This window comes from Enterococcus sp. DIV0008 (genome assembly GCF_050542615.1).
GTDB lineage: Bacteria > Bacillota > Bacilli > Lactobacillales > Enterococcaceae > Enterococcus_D > Enterococcus_D innesii.
In genome coordinates, this window is the sequence record NZ_CP172937.1 from 2,014,512 (window position 1) to 2,032,654 (window position 18,143).

Genomic DNA, 18,143 nt, shown 5'->3' on the forward strand with positions numbered 1-18,143 from the left:
AGAATTAAGCGTTGATCGCGTCAATAACAACTTTTGTGTAAGGTTGACGGTGACCTTGTTTACGGTGTGAATGTTTTTTAGGTTTGTATTTGAAAGTTACGACTTTCTTTTGTTTGCCGTGTTTTTCAACAGTCCCTTCAACAGTTGCTCCTGCAACGATTGGGGCACCTACTTTTGTTGATTCGCCACCTACTAAGATAACTTCATCAAAAGTAACCTTTTGTCCAGCTTCAACGTCTAATTTTTCAACGTAGATTGCTTGACCCACTTCAACTTTTACTTGTTTCCCACCAGTTTTGATAATTGCGTACATGCTCTACAGCACCTCCTTATAATATACTTAGACTCGCCATCCCAAGTGACTTTCGTACTTACTACTTGTTCTGTGCGGTTGTAGCTGTGGAGTCCACAATTACAACAGATTAACTTTATCAAAATGTTTTCCTAAAGTCAATCACTAATTAGGGAAAAGACAGAATTCTTTTGCTACTAGTCATTTCCTTTTGTGCATTTTTTATTTTCTATTACTATAGAAGAAAGAGCACAAGTGAAACAGAATTGGAGGAGTTTTCATGCAATACCCCAAAGAATTAGCCATTGCCGTTCAACAGGCGTCCCGCAATTATCCATTGGAAGGATTTGTTCCCGGTCAAGGACCGCTGCAGCCAAAACTGATGATCGTTGGTGAAGCCCCTGGTCGAACCGAAATCGAGAACTTTATTCCTTTTAGCGGACAAGCAGGAAAAGAATTGATGAAATCGTTGGCTTTAGCCGGTTTGACCCGTGAGGATGTCTACATCACTAGCGCTGTTCGCAGCCGCCCATATTCCGTCAAAGAACGGATCAACAAGCGCAGCGGTGCCCATGAGATCGTCCATCCCAATCGGACACCTACAAAAAAAGAAGTCTTGCTACACGCACCGCTGCTTGACTACGAGTTGTCCGTTGTAGATCCGCCCGTCATTGCAACTGTTGGCAATATCGGACTGCAGCGATTATTAGGCAACGTCTATTATATCAAAGACCATCATGGCGAATTGATCCGTTCCAAAATACAAGAAAGCAATCCGACTAAGGATGGCTATCAATGGTCGGAAAAAGAATATTTGATCGTGCCGATGTATCATCCCGCTGCGATCTTTTACAATCGAACATTGACTCCGCAAATCGAAGCTGATTGGCGAGGGTTAAGAAACATTCTCTCACAAATAACAGCCGACGAATAACGACCAGTCCCCTAGCCCTACTGCCAATACGCTGGAATCGTCTGCTCATAGGCGGTGATTTTCGCCTCTTCCTGCAAGGTGATACTGATCTCATCGAGACCGTGGATCAATTTGTGTTTCCAAGTAGCATCGATCGCAAAGAAATGCTCCTCCCCGGCAACAGTCACACATTGCCTCGGCAAGTCGATACTGATTTTTTCAGAAGCAGGCAGCGAAGCGATCCTTTGGCGAACAGTCAATGGCAGCTCGATCGGCAGCAGCCCATTTTTGGTGGCATTCATATAGAAAATATCACCGAAGCTGCCAGCAATCACGGCTTTGAAGCCGTAATCCAACAGCGCCCAAGCCGCATGCTCTCGAGAAGAGCCAGAACCAAAATTATCACCAGTGACGAGGACTTGAGCGGTCTGATATGCTGGATCATTCAAGATAAATGCTGGATCAGGCTTGCGTTGCGACAAATAGCGCCAATCGTCAAATAAAAATTCGCCAAACCCCGTTTTTTCGACGCGCTTCAAATAATTTTTCGGTAGGATTTGATCGGTATCGATATTATCATTCATCAAAGGCAGCGTCGTACCTTCAAATTGCGTAAAAGCTTCCATTAACCAACACCTCCAACCACTTCTCGTACATCGACAAAACGCCCATGAATCGCAGCTGCTGCCGCCATTGCTGGACTACAAAGGTGCGTCCGAGCGTTTTTCCCTTGCCGTCCAACAAAATTCCGGTTTGACGTGGAGGCACAGTGGACGCCTTCTGGTACTTTATCAGGATTCATTCCTAGGCACATGGAACAGCCCGGCTCCCGCCATTCAAAACCAGCCTCAATAAAGACTTTGTCTAAACCGATAGCTTCCGCTGCTTTACGAACAGGGCGTGAACCAGGAACGATAATACCAGTGACCCCTTCTTTGATGGTCTGACCTTTCAAAATCGCCGCTGCCTCTTGCAGATCAGACAAACGACCATTGGTACACGATCCAATAAAAATGTATTCAATGGGGATATCAGCAGCTGTCTGTCCAGGTTGCAGCGCCATATATTCATAGGCTTGCTGATCATTGTGATCCCGTACTTCAGGAAACGCTTCGCTGACTGGTACCCCCATTTCTGGATTGGTTCCCCAAGTGATATAGGGTTCTAAGGTTGTTGCGTCTAGGGTGATCAGGGCATCATAGTTAGCATCTTCATCGGTATAAAGGCTTTGCCAATCAGCCACCGCACTGGCAAACGCTTGTGGCGCAAAGCGTCGATCCTTCACATAAGCAAAGGTCGTTTCATCAGGGGCAATCAAGCCCATTTTCGCCCCACCTTCGATCGACATATTGCAAATGGTCATGCGTTCTTCCATCGTCAGGCTACGGATCGTTTCGCCAAAGAATTCTACGGCATAGCCACCACCAAAATCAGTGCCATGGGTCGCGATCAATGCCAAAATAATATCTTTGGCGTACACTCCCGGCTGCAGGTGACCGGTAATCTCAACTCCCATGCGTTTCGGTTTTGTCTGCCAAATCGTCTGTGTCGCAAAGACATGCTCTACTTCACTCGTACCGATCCCAAACGCGATCGCACCGAAAGCACCATGGGTGGCAGTATGGGAATCACCGCAAACGATCGTTTTTCCTGGTTGCGTCAAGCCTACTTCTGGGCCAACCATATGGACAATTCCTTGGTTGGCAGAGCCATTGTCACACAATTCGATCCCAAAATCATGACAGTTTTTACGTAACGTATCCATTTGCTTTTTTGCAACCAGATCGGTGATAGTAAAAATATCTTTGGTAGGCACATTATGATCCATCGTTGCGAAGGTTTTTTCGGGACAACGGACTGTCCGTCCCGCTTGCCGTAACCCTTCAAAGGCTTGCGGTGTCGTCACCTCATGGATCATATGCAGATCGACGTAAAGCAGCTGCGCCTGCCCTTCTTCTCCTGTGATGACATGCCGATCCCATAGTTTATCAAACAGCGTTTTCCCCATAATTGCTCACTCCTAACTGTGCAATAACCGCTTCTGTAAAGGCAGTTGTCGTTGCCGTACCACCTAAATCACGGGTCAAGATCCCCGCATTCATTACCTCGTAACAAGCACTTTCGATGGTATCCGCCAGCTCTTCCTCTTGAAAGGACTCTCTTAGCATCATGACGACAGACAAAATCATGGAAACCGGATTGGCGCAATTTTGCCCAGCAATATCCGGTGCCGAGCCATGAATCGGTTCATATAAAGAAACCCCTTCTGCGCCATGACTTGCGCTAGGCAGCACCCCTAATGACCCTGGCAAAACCGAGGCTTCATCACTTAAAATGTCGCCAAAGAGATTTTCTGTCACGATTACATCAAAGTCTTTAGGATTTTGGATGATTTTCATAGCGGCGGAATCAACATATTGATGAGTCAACTGACAATCTGGAAATTCTTGTGCTATTTCTTCCGCTAATCGGCGCCAAAGTCGGCTAGTCGCCAACACATTTGCTTTATCGACAGAGAGAACCCGCTTCTTCCGCGTGCGGGCGATCTCAAAGGCTTTACGCAAAATCCGTCGAATCTCTGCTTGATGATAATGATTGATGTCGTAGGCTTCTTCAGGTTTTTCTGCTTTTTCGCCAAAATAGATACCGCCAGTCAACTCACGAACGATGACAAAATCTGTCCCCCGAAGGATCGCTTCTTTAATGGGAGACAAGGCAATCACCGCATCAACTACTTTGATGGGTCGAATATTGGCGTATAGCCCTAACGCTTGACGCAAATTCAAAAGTCCTTTCTCGGGTGTTATCGGTGCGTTTTCCCAAGCTGGATCACCAATGGCTCCTAAGAGGATCGCATCCGCCTGCTGGCAAGCTTGTAGTGTTTCTTGCGGCAATGGCTCTCCAGTAAGTGCCAGCGCCGCACCACCAAATGGTCGCTGGTCAAAATGAAAGCACTGGAGATGGTCAGGACAAGCCGCTTTCAATACCGCAAGGGCACTGTCCATAATTTCTGGTCCAATGCCATCTCCTGCTAAAACAACGATCTTTTTCAAACAAGGACACCTCGTTTCTTCAATGCAGCGCTGGCCTGCACATAGGCTTTGGCTGATGCCTGCAAGACATCAAAGTCTAAGCCAATCCCGCTGATTTTTTCATTGGTATCCTGACATTCAATGACCACGTGCACTTCGGCTTGCGCATCTTCCCCACTGGTCAAGGCAGTGATCTCGTAATTCAACAGCTTTGGCTGCTGCTGGAAAATCTGATCGATCGAGTTGTATATTGCTTGGATACTGCCGGCACCGATAGCTGATGCCACTTGTTTTTCCTCATCTTTGATGATAGAAACCACCGCTCCTTGATGGCCATTGGACACATATTGTAGCTGAACGGCGTCCAACTCACAGCCGCCTTCTTGACTGCGGCCTTGATCAGCCACCAAAGCCAGCAAATCTTGTTCGGTCACTTGTTTCTTTTTATCTGCTAACTCTTTGAAACGTTTAAACAATTCGTTGGTTTCTTCTTGGTCAAACTGGTACCCCAGTTGCTGCATTTTATCGACGAAGGCATGGCGGCCAGAAAGTTTGCCTAAAGGCAACGAGTTGGTTTCTACCCCCACCAACTGTGGGGTAATGATTTCGTAGGTCTCAGGATTTTTTAAGACGCCATCTTGATGAATCCCAGATTCATGGGCATAGGCATTGCCGCCGACAATCGCTTTGTTTTTCGGTACCGTGATTCCTGACAAACGCGCTACCAAATCGCTGGTGCGTTTCGTTTCATTTAATTTGATGTTGGAGCTAGCCTGATAGAAATCATTGCGAATATGCAACGCCAAGGCCACTTCTTCTAATGCGGTATTGCCCGCTCGCTCGCCGATCCCGTTGATCGTTCCTTCCACCCGATCAGCACCATTTTCGATAGCTGCCAGCGCATTGGCTGTCGCCATTCCCAAGTCATCATGACAATGGGAAGAAAAAATGATCGGCTGCTCACTCTTGATATTGGCGATTAAATAGGCGAAAAGCGCACCATATTCCGTAGGATTGGTAAACCCTACTGTATCGGGCACATTGATGATCGTCGCTCCGGCATCAATCGCTGTTTGAACCGCCTCAAGTAAGAAGGCCTTATCGGTGCGGGTGGCATCTTCTGGCGAGAATTGAACTTTTTCAAAGCGTTCACGGGCATAAGCCACATGTTCTTTGATGGAAGCGAGTACTTCTGCTTTCGTCATATTCAGCTTGTACTGGCGATGCACCTCACTGGTTGCTAGAAAGACATGGATCTGGGGATCGACGGCTTGATGAAGAGCTTCATAGGCACGATCAATGTCTTTTTTCTGACAGCGGGCAAGTCCTGCAACGGTCATCCTCGTCACCGCCCCAGCAATCGCTTGGACTGCTTGAAAGTCTCCTTCTGATGCAATCGGAAAACCTGCTTCGATCGTATCGATCCCCCATTTTTCTAATTGCAACGCCAATTGAACCTTTTCTTTCGTATTGAAGTTGACGCCTGGGGTCTGTTCACCGTCTCTCAATGTCGTATCAAAAAACTGGATTTTTCTCATCACTAGTTCCTCCTAAGCTTTTGTAGGTGCACGATTGGCTCGATATCATTCAAACACCATTGAAAAAATGGTATAAAAAAAGCACTCCATAAAGGGTTTCCTTCATGCAATGCGAATAGGACTCTTCAAATGATGCCTTAAAAAGGCGGGTCATAGAAAAAGAGTCCTTACGATAATAATAAAAATGCTGCTGTTTGTTTCAATCGTTTATCCATCGTCGTCACCTATCACTTTTTTTATCTTGTTATGAAGATACCAAACAGCAGGTTCCTCTGTCAACACTTTTCTCTGAATTTTCTGAATATTTCGATAAAAAGTTCGTTTTCACCCAGATGATGGGTTAATTTTCTTCCTTGATGAAAATTTAAGCAGAACCTGACGAGATCTTCACAGGATTTTAACCAAACCTCCACATAACACCGTTATGATAGAAATATCCCAAAAATATTTTTTCACCCCTTTATCCTGCCAGTCATATGACTGGTTTTTTTGTTATTCCCAAAGACTCGAAAAGATTGAACTTAAGGTAAGTTATTCGTATAATAAGGGGCAACGATAAATGAGGAGGATGAAGATGCGCAACGAAATGATGCATCGTCCAGTAGTCAAACCAGAACTAGTGGCGTTTATGCGTGAAAAACAAAAACAATTACCCGGCGAACTTGGTGAAATCGAGCAAGCCGCTCATGAAAAAGAAGTGCCAATCATCCCACATGAAACTGTGGTCTTTTTGCAGTTTTTATTGGGACAGCTCCAGCCAAAAGAAATCCTTGAGATCGGCACAGCGATCGGTTTTTCTTCAAGCTTGATGGCGCAATGTGTGAAAGAGGGGCATGTCACAACGATCGATCGCTTTGACGTCATGATCCGCAAAGCCAAAGAAACCTATGCTCGCTTAGGAAATGAAGACAAAATCACGCTCTTAGAAGGACAAGCGGCAGACGTCCTGCCTACATTGAGTGGCCCTTATGATTTTATCTTCATGGACAGCGCCAAATCGAAATACATTGAATTTTTACCAGAATGTCTGCGTCTATTGCGCAAAGGCGGTGTGCTGATGGTGGATGACGTGTTTCAAGCTGGAACGATTCTACAACCCATCGAAGAAATCCCGCGCAACCAGCGAGCGATCCATCGCAAATTGAATCTTTTCTTGGATACCGTGATGAACCATCCTCAGTTGACCTCCACGCTCGTCCCTTTAGGAGATGGCGTGATTCTCATTACGAAAGAAGCCGATAGCGTAATACTTGAGGAACCTGAGAAAGGTTGAGGGCAACTGCGCTTCCTTTTTCCAAAGAAAAAAATAAGAAAAGGGCGAAAAGCGATTGACATTGCTGCGCCCTTTTTCTATAATGTTATTTGTTGCTGATTGATTTCAATAGCTTAGGCGAAGTGAGCATTCGCTAAAAATTATTTGTTCCAGTAGCTCAGCCGGATAGAGCATTCGCCTTCTAAGCGAACGGTCGGGGGTTCGAATCCCTCCTGGAACGTTATTTAACCGTCGAGAACCCTTGTTCTTGGCGGTTTTTGTTTGTTCTTGTGCCAAATGTGTGCCAAATTGATTTAGATTTTTTGCCATAGCAATATTGAAAGTTTACAATCAAAGTTAAACTATTTCCGCCTCACAGTAAGGTTATCATTTTTTTATGCAGCAATGATTTTAGCATAACCTCAACGCTTTTTACCAAACGATTTAAGTAAATGAGAAAGCAACAAAGATGCTGCGTTCTCATTTGCTTTTTTTATATCTAAAATATTCACTGGTACCTATAAGATAATCGTTGACGAGAAAGGTTGGAATGCTCAAAGAAACGTTTTTGCTATAGTATGCTTAAATACCGCACTCTTTGAACACCCATGTTTTTTCATTTCATCGGCTCTTCATGATTAATCGCTTACCCAATCCCTTTCTCATCCTCCCCCTACAAAAATTATGCTATGCTTGACAAGAATAAAGAAAGCAGGTGTCCTATGGAGATAACGGTACATATCGCAAGCGGGTTTAGTAAAAACCAAACGGGTGGCAACAAGGCTGGAGTCGTTTTGCTGGAACAGCCCCTTACACCACGCCAAAAGTTAGCTGTCGCAAAAGAGTTAGGCTTTTCAGAAACAGCTTTTTTATCGAAAGCCCCGCAGGCCGATTTCCGATTTGACTATTTTACGCCAAAAGAAGAAGTTGACTTATGCGGACATGCAACAATCGCTTCCTTTGCCCTATTATCGTATCTAAACAAACTTTCCAAGCAACAGTATCGCATCGACACCAACGCCGGACGTTTGTCGATCACCATCAAAGACGGTGTTATTTTCATGGAACAGAACAAACCGCTGTTTTCAGATGTGCTTTCACTAGAACAATTAGCTGACTGTTTCGATACCAATGCTATCAATGATCAAATTCCTATTCAAATCGTTTCGACTGGATTAAAGGATATCCTTGTTCCAATCAAAACAACGGCGCAGTTGCAGCAAGTTGTACCTGATTTTGAGGAAATAAAAAAAGTAAGTGCGCTTCAACAAGTAGTTGGCATGCACTTATATGCAATGGAAAAAGAACGAATCGTTTGCCGTAACTTTGCCCCATTGTTTGACATCAATGAAGAATCTGCCACAGGCACTTCCAATGCCGCTTTGGCTTGCTTCTTGTATCAAAAGTGTGCTCTCGAAAAAGAAGTGTATCGTTTTGAGCAAGGCAGCAATTTAAGTGAACCTTCTGAAATTTTTGTTAAACTCGCAACGAACTCACAAAAGGAAATCCAACATGTTTACGTTGGGGGCAGAGGGCATTATTGCGAGACGGTCACCATCGACACCGATACACTGGCATAATCATGGGAATTTGGACTGATCTTCCATCAGCCTTTTTTCCTCTTCACAAATCACGTTTTTTTTCCATAACAGCCCATCAGTACCTCGAATACTAGTTTTCTCAAAAAAAAGAACCCAAATCGGGTTCTTTCCTCACATTGATTTTCTATGGCTTACCAACAAGTTCTGCTAACAGCTCACTGACTTTAGGCAGTGGCTCGTTTTGTAAGGCTGCTACGATTTTTGAACCGATCACTACCCCATCGCACACTTGGGCAAAGCGCTGCACGTCTGCATGGGTCGAGACCCCGAAACCAGCTAGTACTGGAATCGGACTTTTTTCCGAAATGGCTTGCAAATGCTGATCCAGCTGTTCGTTGTATTGGCGATCTTCTCCAGTGACACCGTTCACTGTCACAGCATAAACGAATCCTTCCGCTTCTTCGATCAGTGTCTGAATTCTGTCTGGCGGACTGGTCAAGGAAACCAATGTGATCAGCGCGAGATCCGCCGCATCAAACGTAGGCGTTACTAGCGATCGATGTTCAAAGGGCAAATCTGGAATAATCACCCCTTTCACATCCGTCGTTTTTAATTCATTTGCTAGCTGTTCAATGCCATAATGAAAGAATGAGTTGGCATACCCCATCAATACCAGTGGAACCTCGGAATGGATGGTTTGCAGCGCAGCAATGATCTTTTTTAAAGTGGTGCCATTGGCTAATGCCTGCATTCCAGCTGCTTGAATGATCGGTCCATCTGCGACCGGGTCTGAAAAGGGCACGCCGATTTCAATGGCGGCGGCGCCATGTGTCGTCAACAGTTCGATTTCTGCTGGCAGGCGTTCCAGTCCGTTGGCCCCCGCCATGATATAAGGGACAAACAGTGGCTTGCCTTGTTTTTGGCGCTCCTTTAGTTTCATCGTCAATGTTTTGCTGGTCATTTCGCTGCTCCTTTCCGATCTTTGATTTGTTGAACATCTTTGTCCCCTCGCCCAGACAAACAGATCACTAAGCGTTCTTCTGCTGTCATTGTTGGCGCTAACTTTAAAGCATAGGCAACGGCATGAGCACTTTCCAAAGCGGGAATAATGCCTTCGATTTGAGACAAGAGATAAAAGGCGTCAACGGCTTCTTCATCAGTGACCGCGAAATACTCCGCGCGTGCAATTTCCTTCAAATAAGAATGCTCGGGACCGACCCCTGGGTAATCCAAACCAGCTGAAATCGAATAGGGTTCGATCACTTGCCCATCATCGTCTTGTAGCAGATGCATTTTGGTACCATGTAAAATACCGATACTGCCTTTCGTTAAAGTCGCCGCATGCTCGGTAGTATCCACGCCTTTTCCAGCTGCTTCAACGCCAATCAAACGAACGGTCTGATCGTTGATAAAAGGGTAAAACATCCCCATTGCATTGCTGCCGCCGCCAACACACGCAACGACTGTCGTTGGCAGTTGCCCTTCTTTTTCTAATAGTTGCCGCCGTGTCTCACTGCCAATCACACTTTGAAAATCTCGAACGATCTCTGGAAAAGGATGCGGACCGAGTACCGAACCCATCACGTAATGAGTGTCCTCAACGGTTGTAACCCAGTAGCGCAGCGCTTCATTGACAGCATCTTTCAATGTCTGATTGCCTGAAGTGACTGAAACCACTTTTGCTCCCAACAATTCCATTCGAAAGACGTTTAGTGCTTGCCGCTGAACATCTACTGCGCCCATAAAAATCGTGCATTCCATACCGAACAACGCAGCCGCAGTCGCGGTGGCGACGCCATGCTGTCCAGCACCGGTCTCCGCTACCACTTTCTTTTTTCCCATCCGTTTTGCTAATAACACTTGCCCTAACGCATTATTGATTTTATGGGCGCCCGTATGATTCAAATCTTCTCGCTTCAGATAAATTTTGGCACCGCCTAAGTGTTGTGACAAGCGCTGGGCATGATAAAGAGGTGTTTCTCTTCCTACATACTCTTGCAAATATTCCTGTAATTCTGCTTGAAAACTTGCGTCCGCTTGTGCTTCACGGTAGACAGTTTCTAATTGCTTGACTGCATACATCAATGTCTCTGGCACAAACTGCCCGCCAAAAGAACCATAAAAACCTGCTTCTGTGGGGTATTGGGTCATTTTATCTTCTCCTTTACTAAGTAAATAAATTGTTCGATTTTCCGACTGTCTTTCTTGCCATGGGTTTCCACGCCTGAAGAAACATCGACAGCATAAGGCCTAAAAAGTTGGATCGCCTCTTCTACATTTTCCGCGTGCAAACCGCCAGCAATAAAAAATCGCTCAGACAACGGCAACGGTTTTCTCGCCGCTTTTTGCCAATCAAAGGATTGGCCGTTGCCGCCAGCATAAGGGTGATCTCTTACTGGAGCGTCCAATAACCCAAAATTTGCATCGCAGCTTAGGAAATCTTGTTCTAAAGTATCTGCTTCTCCATCAAAGGCTTGGATCACTGCGATCTTTTGATGAGCAAAAACCCCCTTTTGGATGGCTGTTTGCAAAGATGGCAGGACCTTTCCATGGAGCTGAATCGCTGTCAGCTGGGCGGCTTGAATTACTGCTTGCACTTCTTCAAAACTTGGAGAAACGAAAACTCCGACTTTTCCTATATTTTGGGGTACTTGCTCCGTTATCTTGCGGACTTGTGTCGGATCGATTCTCCGGCGGCTTTCGGCAAAAACAAAGCCAAGGTAATCTGCTCCAGCATTGATGGCAGCTTCGACATGGAAGCGTTCGGTGAGTCCGCAAATTTTCACTTTGGTCATGGTCGACTCACCTGCAAATCTGCCGCTGTTTCAGCAATTCGATTGCTTCTCATCAACGTTTCTCCAACGAGGACTCCATGATAAAACGGTGCAAGCTGCAGCACATCGGCGGCAGTTCGAATACCAGATTCACTGATGTAAATCGCCTCTGATGGCTGAGGCGCTAGAGCAACACTTACATCCAAGGAAACGTCAAAAGTTTTTAGGTCGCGATTGTTGACGCCGATGATTTTGGCACCTACTGCTTGGGCTTGTTGAAATTCTGCCGCATTATGAGTCTCAACGAGTACTTCCAACCCTAGTGCTTCTGCTTCTTGAAACAGCGCGACGAAACGGGCTGGCTCCAACGCAGCCACGATCAATAAAACGATACTGGCACCCGCATTTTTGGCGCGAATCAATTGTTTTTTGTCGATAATAAAGTCTTTGCATAGTATAGGCACCGAAACGGCATTACTGACTGCTTTAAGATCTGCCAGCGAGCCGTTAAAAAACTGCTGGTCGGTCAAAACGGAAATCCCGCTGACACCTGCAGCTTCATATGCTTGCGCTTGAGCGACAGGATCGATCCCTTGGTTGATGTCTCCTTTGGAGGGTGAAGCACGCTTGATTTCAGCAATAAGGTGCATCTTCTGTGGTTGGTCCTTGACATGCTGATAAAATGATGGGCGTTTCGCTACGACCTTTTCGGTTTCTTGTGGCATCGCGGCAACTTCTTCAACTTTTTTCTGGATGATCGTTTCTAAAAAATCCATGTTTCTCCTCCTTACAACTTTCGTAGTTATTGACTATTTGACTGACGAATCAGCATCTGCAGTTTGTCGTAGGCGGCGCCCGAAGCGATACACGCTCGTGCCATCTCAAAGCCTTCCGCTAGGGTGGTGGCTTTGCCGTTGGCGTAAAAGCCTAAGCCTGCATTTAAGACCACTGTCTCAAGATAAACGGAAGGTTGATTTTTCAACACCGCAGTTAAGATCGCGGCGTTTTGAGCGGCATCCCCGCCAACGATCGCCTTGATCGGTGCTGACGTAAAGCCATACGCTTGCGGATCCAAAGAAAAATTCGTCACCTTTCCTTCGTGATAAAAACTGATCGCCGTTTCACCTGCCAAATTAGCTTCATCCATCCCATTGCTTCCATGGATCACCATTGCTCGTTGTCGACCAAGACTGCCTAACGCCTGAGCGGTGTCGGCCAAGCTCTCGCCTGCGTAGGTACCGATCAGTTGAGTGGTCAATGGCACAGGATTGATCAAGGGCCCGAGTAGGTTAAAAATCGTTGGTGTTGCTAATTCTTGCCGTATCTTCATCACTGCTTTCATCCCCGGATGCAACGACGGGGCGAAGAGAAAAGCGATGCCAACTGTCGCTAATAGCTCAGCGATTTTTTCTGGCGATGCTTGGATCGATACCCCCAAGCAGGCTAAGACATCGGCACTGCCTGAACGACTAGAAATACTGCGATTGCCGTGTTTTGCCATCGTGATTTCCCCGGCGGCTAAAACGAAGGCTGCCGTTGTAGAGACATTAAAACTATTGGAGTGGTCGCCGCCAGTACCGCAATTGTCCATGGCGTCTCCTCCTTCATAAGGAATGGTCACGGCATGCTCTAACATAATTTCTGCTAAAGCAGTCAATTCGGCAGCTGTGATGCCGTTGATCTTCATCGCAACTAATGCTGCCCCCAATTGACTTTCTGAAAACACCCCGCTTAAAATTCCTTGAGCAAAGTGGCGCATCTCCTGATAACTTAAATGACGGCCATTAAATAATTGCTGAGTGATTTGTTGCGTCGGCTGTTTTTTTATTGCTTGCATTTACTATTCCTCCTTTTTTTATCTTGTGTTTTTTGCTGTATAATCTGAGACGAGTCCAAGAAACTGTTCTATGAAAAATGCCCCCTCGTTTGTTCCCATTGATTCTGGATGGAATTGGAGTCCTACGATTGGTTTTTCGCGATGCTGAATCGCCATGATGATCCCTTCTGTTTCAGCCAATACCTCAAATTCCGCTGGGAGTGTCGCTGGCTCAATGACCAGCGAGTGATAGCGCATGACCGTCATATCTCCTAGATAGGTTTCGAACACGCCTTTTTTCTGATACGTAAGGCTCGATTGCTTACCGTGCATAATAGTTGGTGCTTGGACCACTGTGGCACCAAACGCTTCACCAATGGCTTGATGCCCTAAGCAGATACCTAAAAGCGGCTTGCTATCTTGGTAAGTTTTGATCAAAGGAATCATGAATCCTGCCTCTTCGGGCCGTCCTGGTCCTGGAGAAAAAATGATGCCATCTGCTTCTTCAGCAACAATAAAAAGCTCTGGATCGTCATTTCGCAAGACGATCGTATCCGCTGGACATTGCTGGACTAAGTTATACGTAAAGGAATCATAATTATCGACGAGTAAGATCATTGGCTGACACCTCCAATAGTGCTTTGGCTTTGTGTAATGTCTCTTGATATTCAGATGAGGGATCAGAATCATAAACGATCCCCGCCCCTGCTTGGACATAAGCGATCTCGTCTTTCAATACCAATGTCCGAATCCCAATGGCAAAATCCGCTTGATCATTACGAGAAAAATACCCAACGGCTCCCGCATAAACCCCTCTTCGAACAGCTTCCCATTGATAAATGCGAGTCATGGCACGAATCTTTGGTGCCCCGCTGACCGTGCCTGCTGGCAGAGTTGCTTTCAAGGCCTCCATTGCCGTCACACCTGCTCTGCGCTTGGCAGCCACTACCGAAACGATGTGCATGACATAGCGGTATTTCTCGATCACCATGTATAAAGGAACATGAACCGTCCCATGTTCAGCGATCCGCCCTAAATCATTGCGTCCAAGATCGATCAGCATCTGGTGCTCCGCACGCTCTTTTTCATCTGCCAACAGTTCATTTGCCAAAGCTTCGTCTTCCGCTTTGGTCGCCCCTCGTTTGCGGGTACCAGCGATGGGATTTGTGGTGATTTCGTCGCCTTGAACGCGAATCAGGCTTTCAGGTGAGCTACCGATTACTTTGAATCCGTGATCGAAATCAAGATAATAGAGGTAAGCGGAAGGATTTGTCACTCGCAGTTTGCGGTAATAGTCAAAGGGCTCTTGTTTAAATGACGCTTTCAGACGTTGCGAAGGAACGACTTGGAACATGTCTCCCGCCGTAATTCGGGCTTTCGCCTCTTGAACGATCGCTTCATAGGCTTGCTGTGTGACATTGCTGATAAAATGTAGGTTTTCGTTTGACAATACACGGGTCTCAGCGGCGACTGGTGTCCTTAACTGCTGCTTCACTGCTTGCAGTACCTGCTCCATCTCGACGGTTCCTCTTTGGCTGTAGCAATTTTCAAGAATGATCGTTAAAGTTTCCGTCTGATGGTCCAAAACGAGAAAAGTTTCGAAAAGCCAAAAGGCCATATCAGGCACCTGCAATTCATCTGCGGGCAGTTGTCCAATGTTTTCATAGCAAGCGGCGATATCATAGCCCGCATACCCGATAGCCCCACTTTGCAACGGCAGATCCGGTAAAGCGGTGATTTCTTTTTTGACTACATATCGTTCCATTTCTTTTAAAGGGTCCTGGCAGGGATACTTGTTGACCGTTTTTTTCAAAAGATCCTCCACTTGAAAAACACCATCCTTAAAGGTCAGTTTCTGAACGGGATCAAAGGTAAGGATCGAATAGCGTCCGGTATCTTCTTCTCTGGGAATACTTTCCAATAAACATTTATGCGCCCCTTGAATCCGTAAAAACACTGAGACAGGTGTCAAACAATCGCTGTTGATTCGTTCCATTCGATACATAAGCTGCTCCTTTCTTTATAAACAAAAAGCCCTCAAGCAAACGCCATAAAAACGTCTGCTTGAGGGCGAATGATCGCGGTACCACCTCAATTGAAGTTGCCCAAATAAACAACTTCATCTCTATCAACCGTCTAACAACGGTCTTCCTCTATAACGGGAGTTCCCGCATTTTCCTACTGCCAAAAAAGGGTTCAAAAAATGATCGGCTAAGGCCATTTCCTTGATTTCTTGGTATCGGACTCTCATCATCGCCGACTTTCTGTAGCCAAAAATATTCAAGTACTTCTCTTAGTTTGATTTTGTTGCTATTTTTCTCATTGATCGAGGGGCAAAAAAACAAAAAAGCCCTCACGCAAACAAACTTGTCTGCCTGAGGGCGATTACTCACGGTGCCACCTCAATTGGTTCTCTCTAGATCGTCTATCAACGATCGCTCTCTGTAACGGGAGTTCCCGGAAAAAGCCTACTGATTTCAGCCTTTCGACACAAAAGTCCATTTCTGAAGCATCCATCTGCTGATTTACACCACCATCAGCTCTCTGCAAGACGAACATCCTCATACTTCTCTTTTGTATGGTCTTAATGAGTTATTGGTAGTTATATTACGTGGCTTTTGCTGATCTGTCAACAGGAAAAGATCATTTTGTTCTTTTATTTTTTAAATTATACTTAAAATCAATCTTATTCACTATTAACAATTATGAAAAATTTCTATAAATCATAGAAAAAAAGGCCATTTTCTTCATTTTCCATAGAAATCCCCGGACATTTCACCAATGCATGAAAAAAGCAATTTGCTTTAGGAAAGGAACTTATGTATGCTTTCTACGAGTAAATAAGAAAGGAAGGTTATATGATAGTAGATAAAAAAGAATTCTCTGCTTTTATATATAAAATGAGTTGTTTGGAATATACCTATTCTACAATAAAAAACGGCGATAAAAACATTAGCTTATCTAAACGAGAACAAGACGAAATTGAAACAATTATCAATCATTCTCTTCATAGAAAACTTTTAACTTCTAGTAAGAGAAAATGTTTTGGTTCCAAAGTAAAACTGACAAAAGAAGCTCAAGCACTCTACCGTAAACTTAAAGAATATGAATATCTAATAGATATATAGCTAATAAAGATATAGTCATTTATTTTATGAACGATAATTAAGCATTTTGTTTATTAGTATTACTTATCTTTTCATTTCAAATAATAACATTTGTCGACGGAGGATACAGATCTTCGTCCATTTCTTGTGCTAATCAGCTTACGATTCCTTCGATATAATCACTATACTTCTCACACAAAGAAGTTTTTTTGTTCTATTATACGGTTCGTTTTCTTCTAATTTTCTAAATCGTTACACCTTTCCACTAAATAAGCTTGCTTATTTTCCGCAACAGATCAATTATTTCGCATAGCCAAGTCCTTAACTTTAAGTTAAAATCAAGAGAACAACAGCTAACTTATTTGAATAAGACCTCGGTTCTTTTGATTACTTGTGGGAAAGGAAGTTTTTGTCATGGATGGGATGATGAAAAAAATCATTACGGAGAAAGATTTGTTGCGCCAAATCTTGCTCTTGGAACAGTTGGCCAATCACAAAATGATCACTGCCAAACATTTGGCAGAACTAATCAATACGACGGAACGAACGGTTTTTTCTGATATAACCTATATTCGTCAACAATTACCTGATGGTTGGCAGATCGAAGCTGCCAGTAGTGGCTTTGCTTTGACCCATGATGGCCCATTGCTGATGAGTCAGCTATGGGAAACATTTTTTCCTCAATCGATCGGAGTTTCTTTAATGAAAGCATTGCTTTTTTCTAGCGAACTCCGTACCCAAGAGATTCTTAGCCAAACAGGGACTTCCTATGAAACCCTGCGGCGGCATATCTCAAAATTAAACAAAAGTCTGACGGATTTTTCTTTGCGGATTCGCGTCACAAATCGAGTGATTCGTTTTGAAGGAAGTGAGATCAATATTCGCGTCTTCTTCCATCGTCTTTTACTGCCTTACACCCATAACAATTACTTTTTTGAGGAATATACGATTCATGAGTCCCACTATTATCATTTCTTGGATCGCTTGGCAAAAGCCAAGCTGCAAATTGATGTGGAACAAATCTTCGGCACCTGCTGGTTTTTTATCAATTCAATCCGTATCAAAGCCAATTGCCGCATTGATTCCTTCGAATTTAATGAAGATGATCCCCTTTATGGCCTTTTCCAACAGCCATTAAGTCAGCTCTATCAAAAAGAAGGTGTTTATTTAGAGCGCAGCGAACACTTCTTTAGCTTCTATTGCTTTTTAGAAAGTTGGAACTACAATAATGAATGGTCCGAAACAATTCAAACAACCCTTGAAACGTATCAAGCCATTTATAAAAAAACAACCTATTTTGTCGAAAAATTAGCCCGCTTGCTGCAGCTACCTCTCGCTAGTGGGACGCAACTGATTGAGAATCTGTTGCTGCTCTTGATCAAAACGCAAGAGTCTGCCAAACTCTCAGAATGGTTTGGGTTAGAATTTCACGAGATCCAGCGCCTGAATCAGCCCTATTCGTTACCGATCGAAGCAACGATCCATGACTTTTTAGAGGAGCAGACAAGCAGCCAAAGGGAGACGAGTTTCCCTTTGTGGTCTACCACCACCTTGTTGATTCAACAAGCAATTTTACAAATCAACCCTATCCGAGCAAAGGGATACTTTGTCTTTCAAGGGGAGCCGGCATGGAAAGCTTACCTTTTACAAGAATTGAATGACTTTCTCGGAGCTCGTATCCTTTTATCAGCCATCGAACCAGGTCAACTAGAAGGGCTATCGGCAATCGACGTTGATTTTGTCTTATCAAATTTTCCATTAGATGATGCTCCTGTCCCAGTCTTTTATTTATCGATGGTACCAACCAAAAATGAGCTCAATCAAGTGACTGAGCTCATTCAAACCTATTATTTAAGTTATCACTAGAATCATCAAGCT

At 44.6% G+C, this 18,143-nt stretch carries 17 protein-coding genes, 1 tRNA gene and 3 other annotated features; of the genes, 6 read left to right on the top strand and 12 right to left on the bottom strand.

All coding sequences use genetic code 11. From position 1 onward, the window contains the following. Nucleotides 1–4: 4 nt before the first annotated feature. The gene (rplU, locus tag IGI84_RS09635) at nt 5–313 is read right to left on the bottom strand and encodes a 50S ribosomal protein L21 (protein WP_005225751.1); all 309 of its coding nucleotides are present in this window, start codon (nt 311–313) and stop codon (nt 5–7) included. Between the two features lie 19 nt (nt 314–332). Beyond that, nucleotides 333–403: a sequence feature (ribosomal protein L21 leader region), on the bottom strand. Nucleotides 404–572: 169 nt separating this feature from the next. Here rplU and IGI84_RS09640 point away from each other — a divergent pair. Then, a complete protein-coding gene (locus IGI84_RS09640; protein ID WP_220427014.1) occupies nt 573–1,226 on the top strand; it encodes a uracil-DNA glycosylase in 654 nt (217 codons plus the stop codon). Between the two features lie 17 nt (nt 1,227–1,243). On the opposite strand, the gene leuD is transcribed toward IGI84_RS09640, so the two are convergent. Genes leuD through IGI84_RS09660 form a run of 4 tightly spaced genes read right to left on the bottom strand, consistent with a single transcriptional unit; the run spans nt 1,244 to nt 5,775 of the window. Then, on the bottom strand, nt 1,244–1,831 hold the full coding sequence (gene leuD, locus IGI84_RS09645) for a 3-isopropylmalate dehydratase small subunit (RefSeq protein WP_220427015.1): 588 nt from the start codon (nt 1,829–1,831) through the stop codon (nt 1,244–1,246). Next, on the bottom strand, nt 1,831–3,213 hold the full coding sequence (leuC, locus tag IGI84_RS09650; protein WP_081118054.1) for a 3-isopropylmalate dehydratase large subunit: 1,383 nt from the start codon (nt 3,211–3,213) through the stop codon (nt 1,831–1,833). Before leuC ends, leuD begins: the two co-directional genes overlap by 1 nt. After that, complete coding sequence (gene leuB, locus IGI84_RS09655; protein ID WP_216681817.1) at nt 3,194–4,258, bottom strand: 3-isopropylmalate dehydrogenase; 1,065 nt, start codon at nt 4,256–4,258, stop codon at nt 3,194–3,196. The genes leuC and leuB overlap by 20 nt, the downstream gene beginning before the upstream one ends. After that, a complete protein-coding gene (locus tag IGI84_RS09660) occupies nt 4,255–5,775 on the bottom strand; it encodes a 2-isopropylmalate synthase (RefSeq protein ID WP_220427016.1) in 1,521 nt (506 codons plus the stop codon). The genes leuB and IGI84_RS09660 overlap by 4 nt, the downstream gene beginning before the upstream one ends. A gap of 574 nt (nt 5,776–6,349) precedes the next feature. Here IGI84_RS09660 and IGI84_RS09665 point away from each other — a divergent pair. The 3 genes from IGI84_RS09665 to IGI84_RS09675 all read left to right on the top strand — a co-directional run bounded on the left by IGI84_RS09665 (nt 6,350) and on the right by IGI84_RS09675 (nt 8,607). After that, on the top strand, nt 6,350–7,048 hold the full coding sequence (locus IGI84_RS09665) for an O-methyltransferase (protein ID WP_010747978.1): 699 nt from the start codon (nt 6,350–6,352) through the stop codon (nt 7,046–7,048). 146 nt (nt 7,049–7,194) lie between these two features. Next, a tRNA-Arg gene (locus IGI84_RS09670) sits at nt 7,195–7,268 on the top strand. A gap of 481 nt (nt 7,269–7,749) precedes the next feature. Then, the gene (locus tag IGI84_RS09675; protein ID WP_081118049.1) at nt 7,750–8,607 is read left to right on the top strand and encodes a PhzF family phenazine biosynthesis protein; all 858 of its coding nucleotides are present in this window, start codon (nt 7,750–7,752) and stop codon (nt 8,605–8,607) included. 145 nt (nt 8,608–8,752) lie between these two features. On the opposite strand, the gene trpA is transcribed toward IGI84_RS09675, so the two are convergent. Genes trpA through trpE form a run of 7 tightly spaced genes read right to left on the bottom strand, consistent with a single transcriptional unit; the run spans nt 8,753 to nt 15,163 of the window. Further along, entirely contained in the window at nt 8,753–9,529 is a 777-nt protein-coding gene (gene trpA / locus IGI84_RS09680; RefSeq protein ID WP_220427017.1) for a tryptophan synthase subunit alpha, read from the bottom strand. After that, nucleotides 9,526–10,719 carry a tryptophan synthase subunit beta gene (gene trpB / locus IGI84_RS09685; RefSeq protein WP_081118047.1) on the bottom strand — a complete coding sequence of 398 codons (1,194 nt, stop codon included), beginning with the start codon at nt 10,717–10,719 and terminating at the stop codon, nt 9,526–9,528. The genes trpA and trpB overlap by 4 nt, the downstream gene beginning before the upstream one ends. Further along, nucleotides 10,716–11,363: a phosphoribosylanthranilate isomerase gene (locus tag IGI84_RS09690; protein WP_220427018.1), complete on the bottom strand. Its 648-nt coding sequence runs from the start codon at nt 11,361–11,363 to the stop codon at nt 10,716–10,718. Before IGI84_RS09690 ends, trpB begins: the two co-directional genes overlap by 4 nt. After that, nucleotides 11,360–12,118: an indole-3-glycerol phosphate synthase TrpC gene (trpC, locus tag IGI84_RS09695; protein WP_220427019.1), complete on the bottom strand. Its 759-nt coding sequence runs from the start codon at nt 12,116–12,118 to the stop codon at nt 11,360–11,362. The genes IGI84_RS09690 and trpC overlap by 4 nt, the downstream gene beginning before the upstream one ends. A gap of 26 nt (nt 12,119–12,144) precedes the next feature. Beyond that, nucleotides 12,145–13,179, bottom strand: a complete 1,035-nt coding sequence (gene trpD / locus IGI84_RS09700) for an anthranilate phosphoribosyltransferase (protein ID WP_430600248.1) — start codon at nt 13,177–13,179, stop codon at nt 12,145–12,147. Between the two features lie 18 nt (nt 13,180–13,197). After that, nucleotides 13,198–13,776: an aminodeoxychorismate/anthranilate synthase component II gene (locus tag IGI84_RS09705; protein WP_220427021.1), complete on the bottom strand. Its 579-nt coding sequence runs from the start codon at nt 13,774–13,776 to the stop codon at nt 13,198–13,200. Continuing rightward, nucleotides 13,757–15,163, bottom strand: a complete 1,407-nt coding sequence (gene trpE, locus IGI84_RS09710; protein ID WP_220427022.1) for an anthranilate synthase component I — start codon at nt 15,161–15,163, stop codon at nt 13,757–13,759. The genes IGI84_RS09705 and trpE overlap by 20 nt, the downstream gene beginning before the upstream one ends. 58 nt (nt 15,164–15,221) lie before the next feature. Continuing rightward, nucleotides 15,222–15,466: a binding site (T-box leader), on the bottom strand. A gap of 66 nt (nt 15,467–15,532) precedes the next feature. Next, nucleotides 15,533–15,747: a binding site (T-box leader), on the bottom strand. Nucleotides 15,748–16,016: 269 nt separating this feature from the next. Between trpE and IGI84_RS09715 the strand changes: the two genes are divergently transcribed. Continuing rightward, a complete protein-coding gene (locus IGI84_RS09715) occupies nt 16,017–16,286 on the top strand; it encodes a hypothetical protein (RefSeq protein ID WP_074931674.1) in 270 nt (89 codons plus the stop codon). 393 nt (nt 16,287–16,679) lie between these two features. Beyond that, complete coding sequence (locus IGI84_RS09720) at nt 16,680–18,131, top strand: helix-turn-helix domain-containing protein (RefSeq protein WP_140964947.1); 1,452 nt, start codon at nt 16,680–16,682, stop codon at nt 18,129–18,131. Nucleotides 18,132–18,143 lie beyond the last annotated feature (12 nt).

Coding starts and splice junctions, on each gene's coding strand:
- rplU (WP_005225751.1), bottom strand. CDS start 313: ATGTACGCAATTATCAAAACTGGTGGGAAACAAGTAAAAGTTGAAGTG.
- IGI84_RS09640 (WP_220427014.1), top strand. CDS start 573: ATGCAATACCCCAAAGAATTAGCCATTGCCGTTCAACAGGCGTCCCGC.
- leuD (WP_220427015.1), bottom strand. CDS start 1,831: ATGGAAGCTTTTACGCAATTTGAAGGTACGACGCTGCCTTTGATGAAT.
- leuC (WP_081118054.1), bottom strand. CDS start 3,213: ATGGGGAAAACGCTGTTTGATAAACTATGGGATCGGCATGTCATCACA.
- IGI84_RS09660 (WP_220427016.1), bottom strand. CDS start 5,775: ATGAGAAAAATCCAGTTTTTTGATACGACATTGAGAGACGGTGAACAG.
- IGI84_RS09665 (WP_010747978.1), top strand. CDS start 6,350: ATGCGCAACGAAATGATGCATCGTCCAGTAGTCAAACCAGAACTAGTG.
- IGI84_RS09675 (WP_081118049.1), top strand. CDS start 7,750: ATGGAGATAACGGTACATATCGCAAGCGGGTTTAGTAAAAACCAAACG.
- trpA (WP_220427017.1), bottom strand. CDS start 9,529: ATGACCAGCAAAACATTGACGATGAAACTAAAGGAGCGCCAAAAACAA.
- trpB (WP_081118047.1), bottom strand. CDS start 10,719: ATGACCCAATACCCCACAGAAGCAGGTTTTTATGGTTCTTTTGGCGGG.
- IGI84_RS09690 (WP_220427018.1), bottom strand. CDS start 11,363: ATGACCAAAGTGAAAATTTGCGGACTCACCGAACGCTTCCATGTCGAA.
- trpC (WP_220427019.1), bottom strand. CDS start 12,118: ATGGATTTTTTAGAAACGATCATCCAGAAAAAAGTTGAAGAAGTTGCC.
- trpD (WP_430600248.1), bottom strand. CDS start 13,179: ATGCAAGCAATAAAAAAACAGCCGACGCAACAAATCACTCAGCAATTA.
- IGI84_RS09705 (WP_220427021.1), bottom strand. CDS start 13,776: ATGATCTTACTCGTCGATAATTATGATTCCTTTACGTATAACTTAGTC.
- trpE (WP_220427022.1), bottom strand. CDS start 15,163: ATGTATCGAATGGAACGAATCAACAGCGATTGTTTGACACCTGTCTCA.
- IGI84_RS09715 (WP_074931674.1), top strand. CDS start 16,017: ATGATAGTAGATAAAAAAGAATTCTCTGCTTTTATATATAAAATGAGT.
- IGI84_RS09720 (WP_140964947.1), top strand. CDS start 16,680: ATGGATGGGATGATGAAAAAAATCATTACGGAGAAAGATTTGTTGCGC.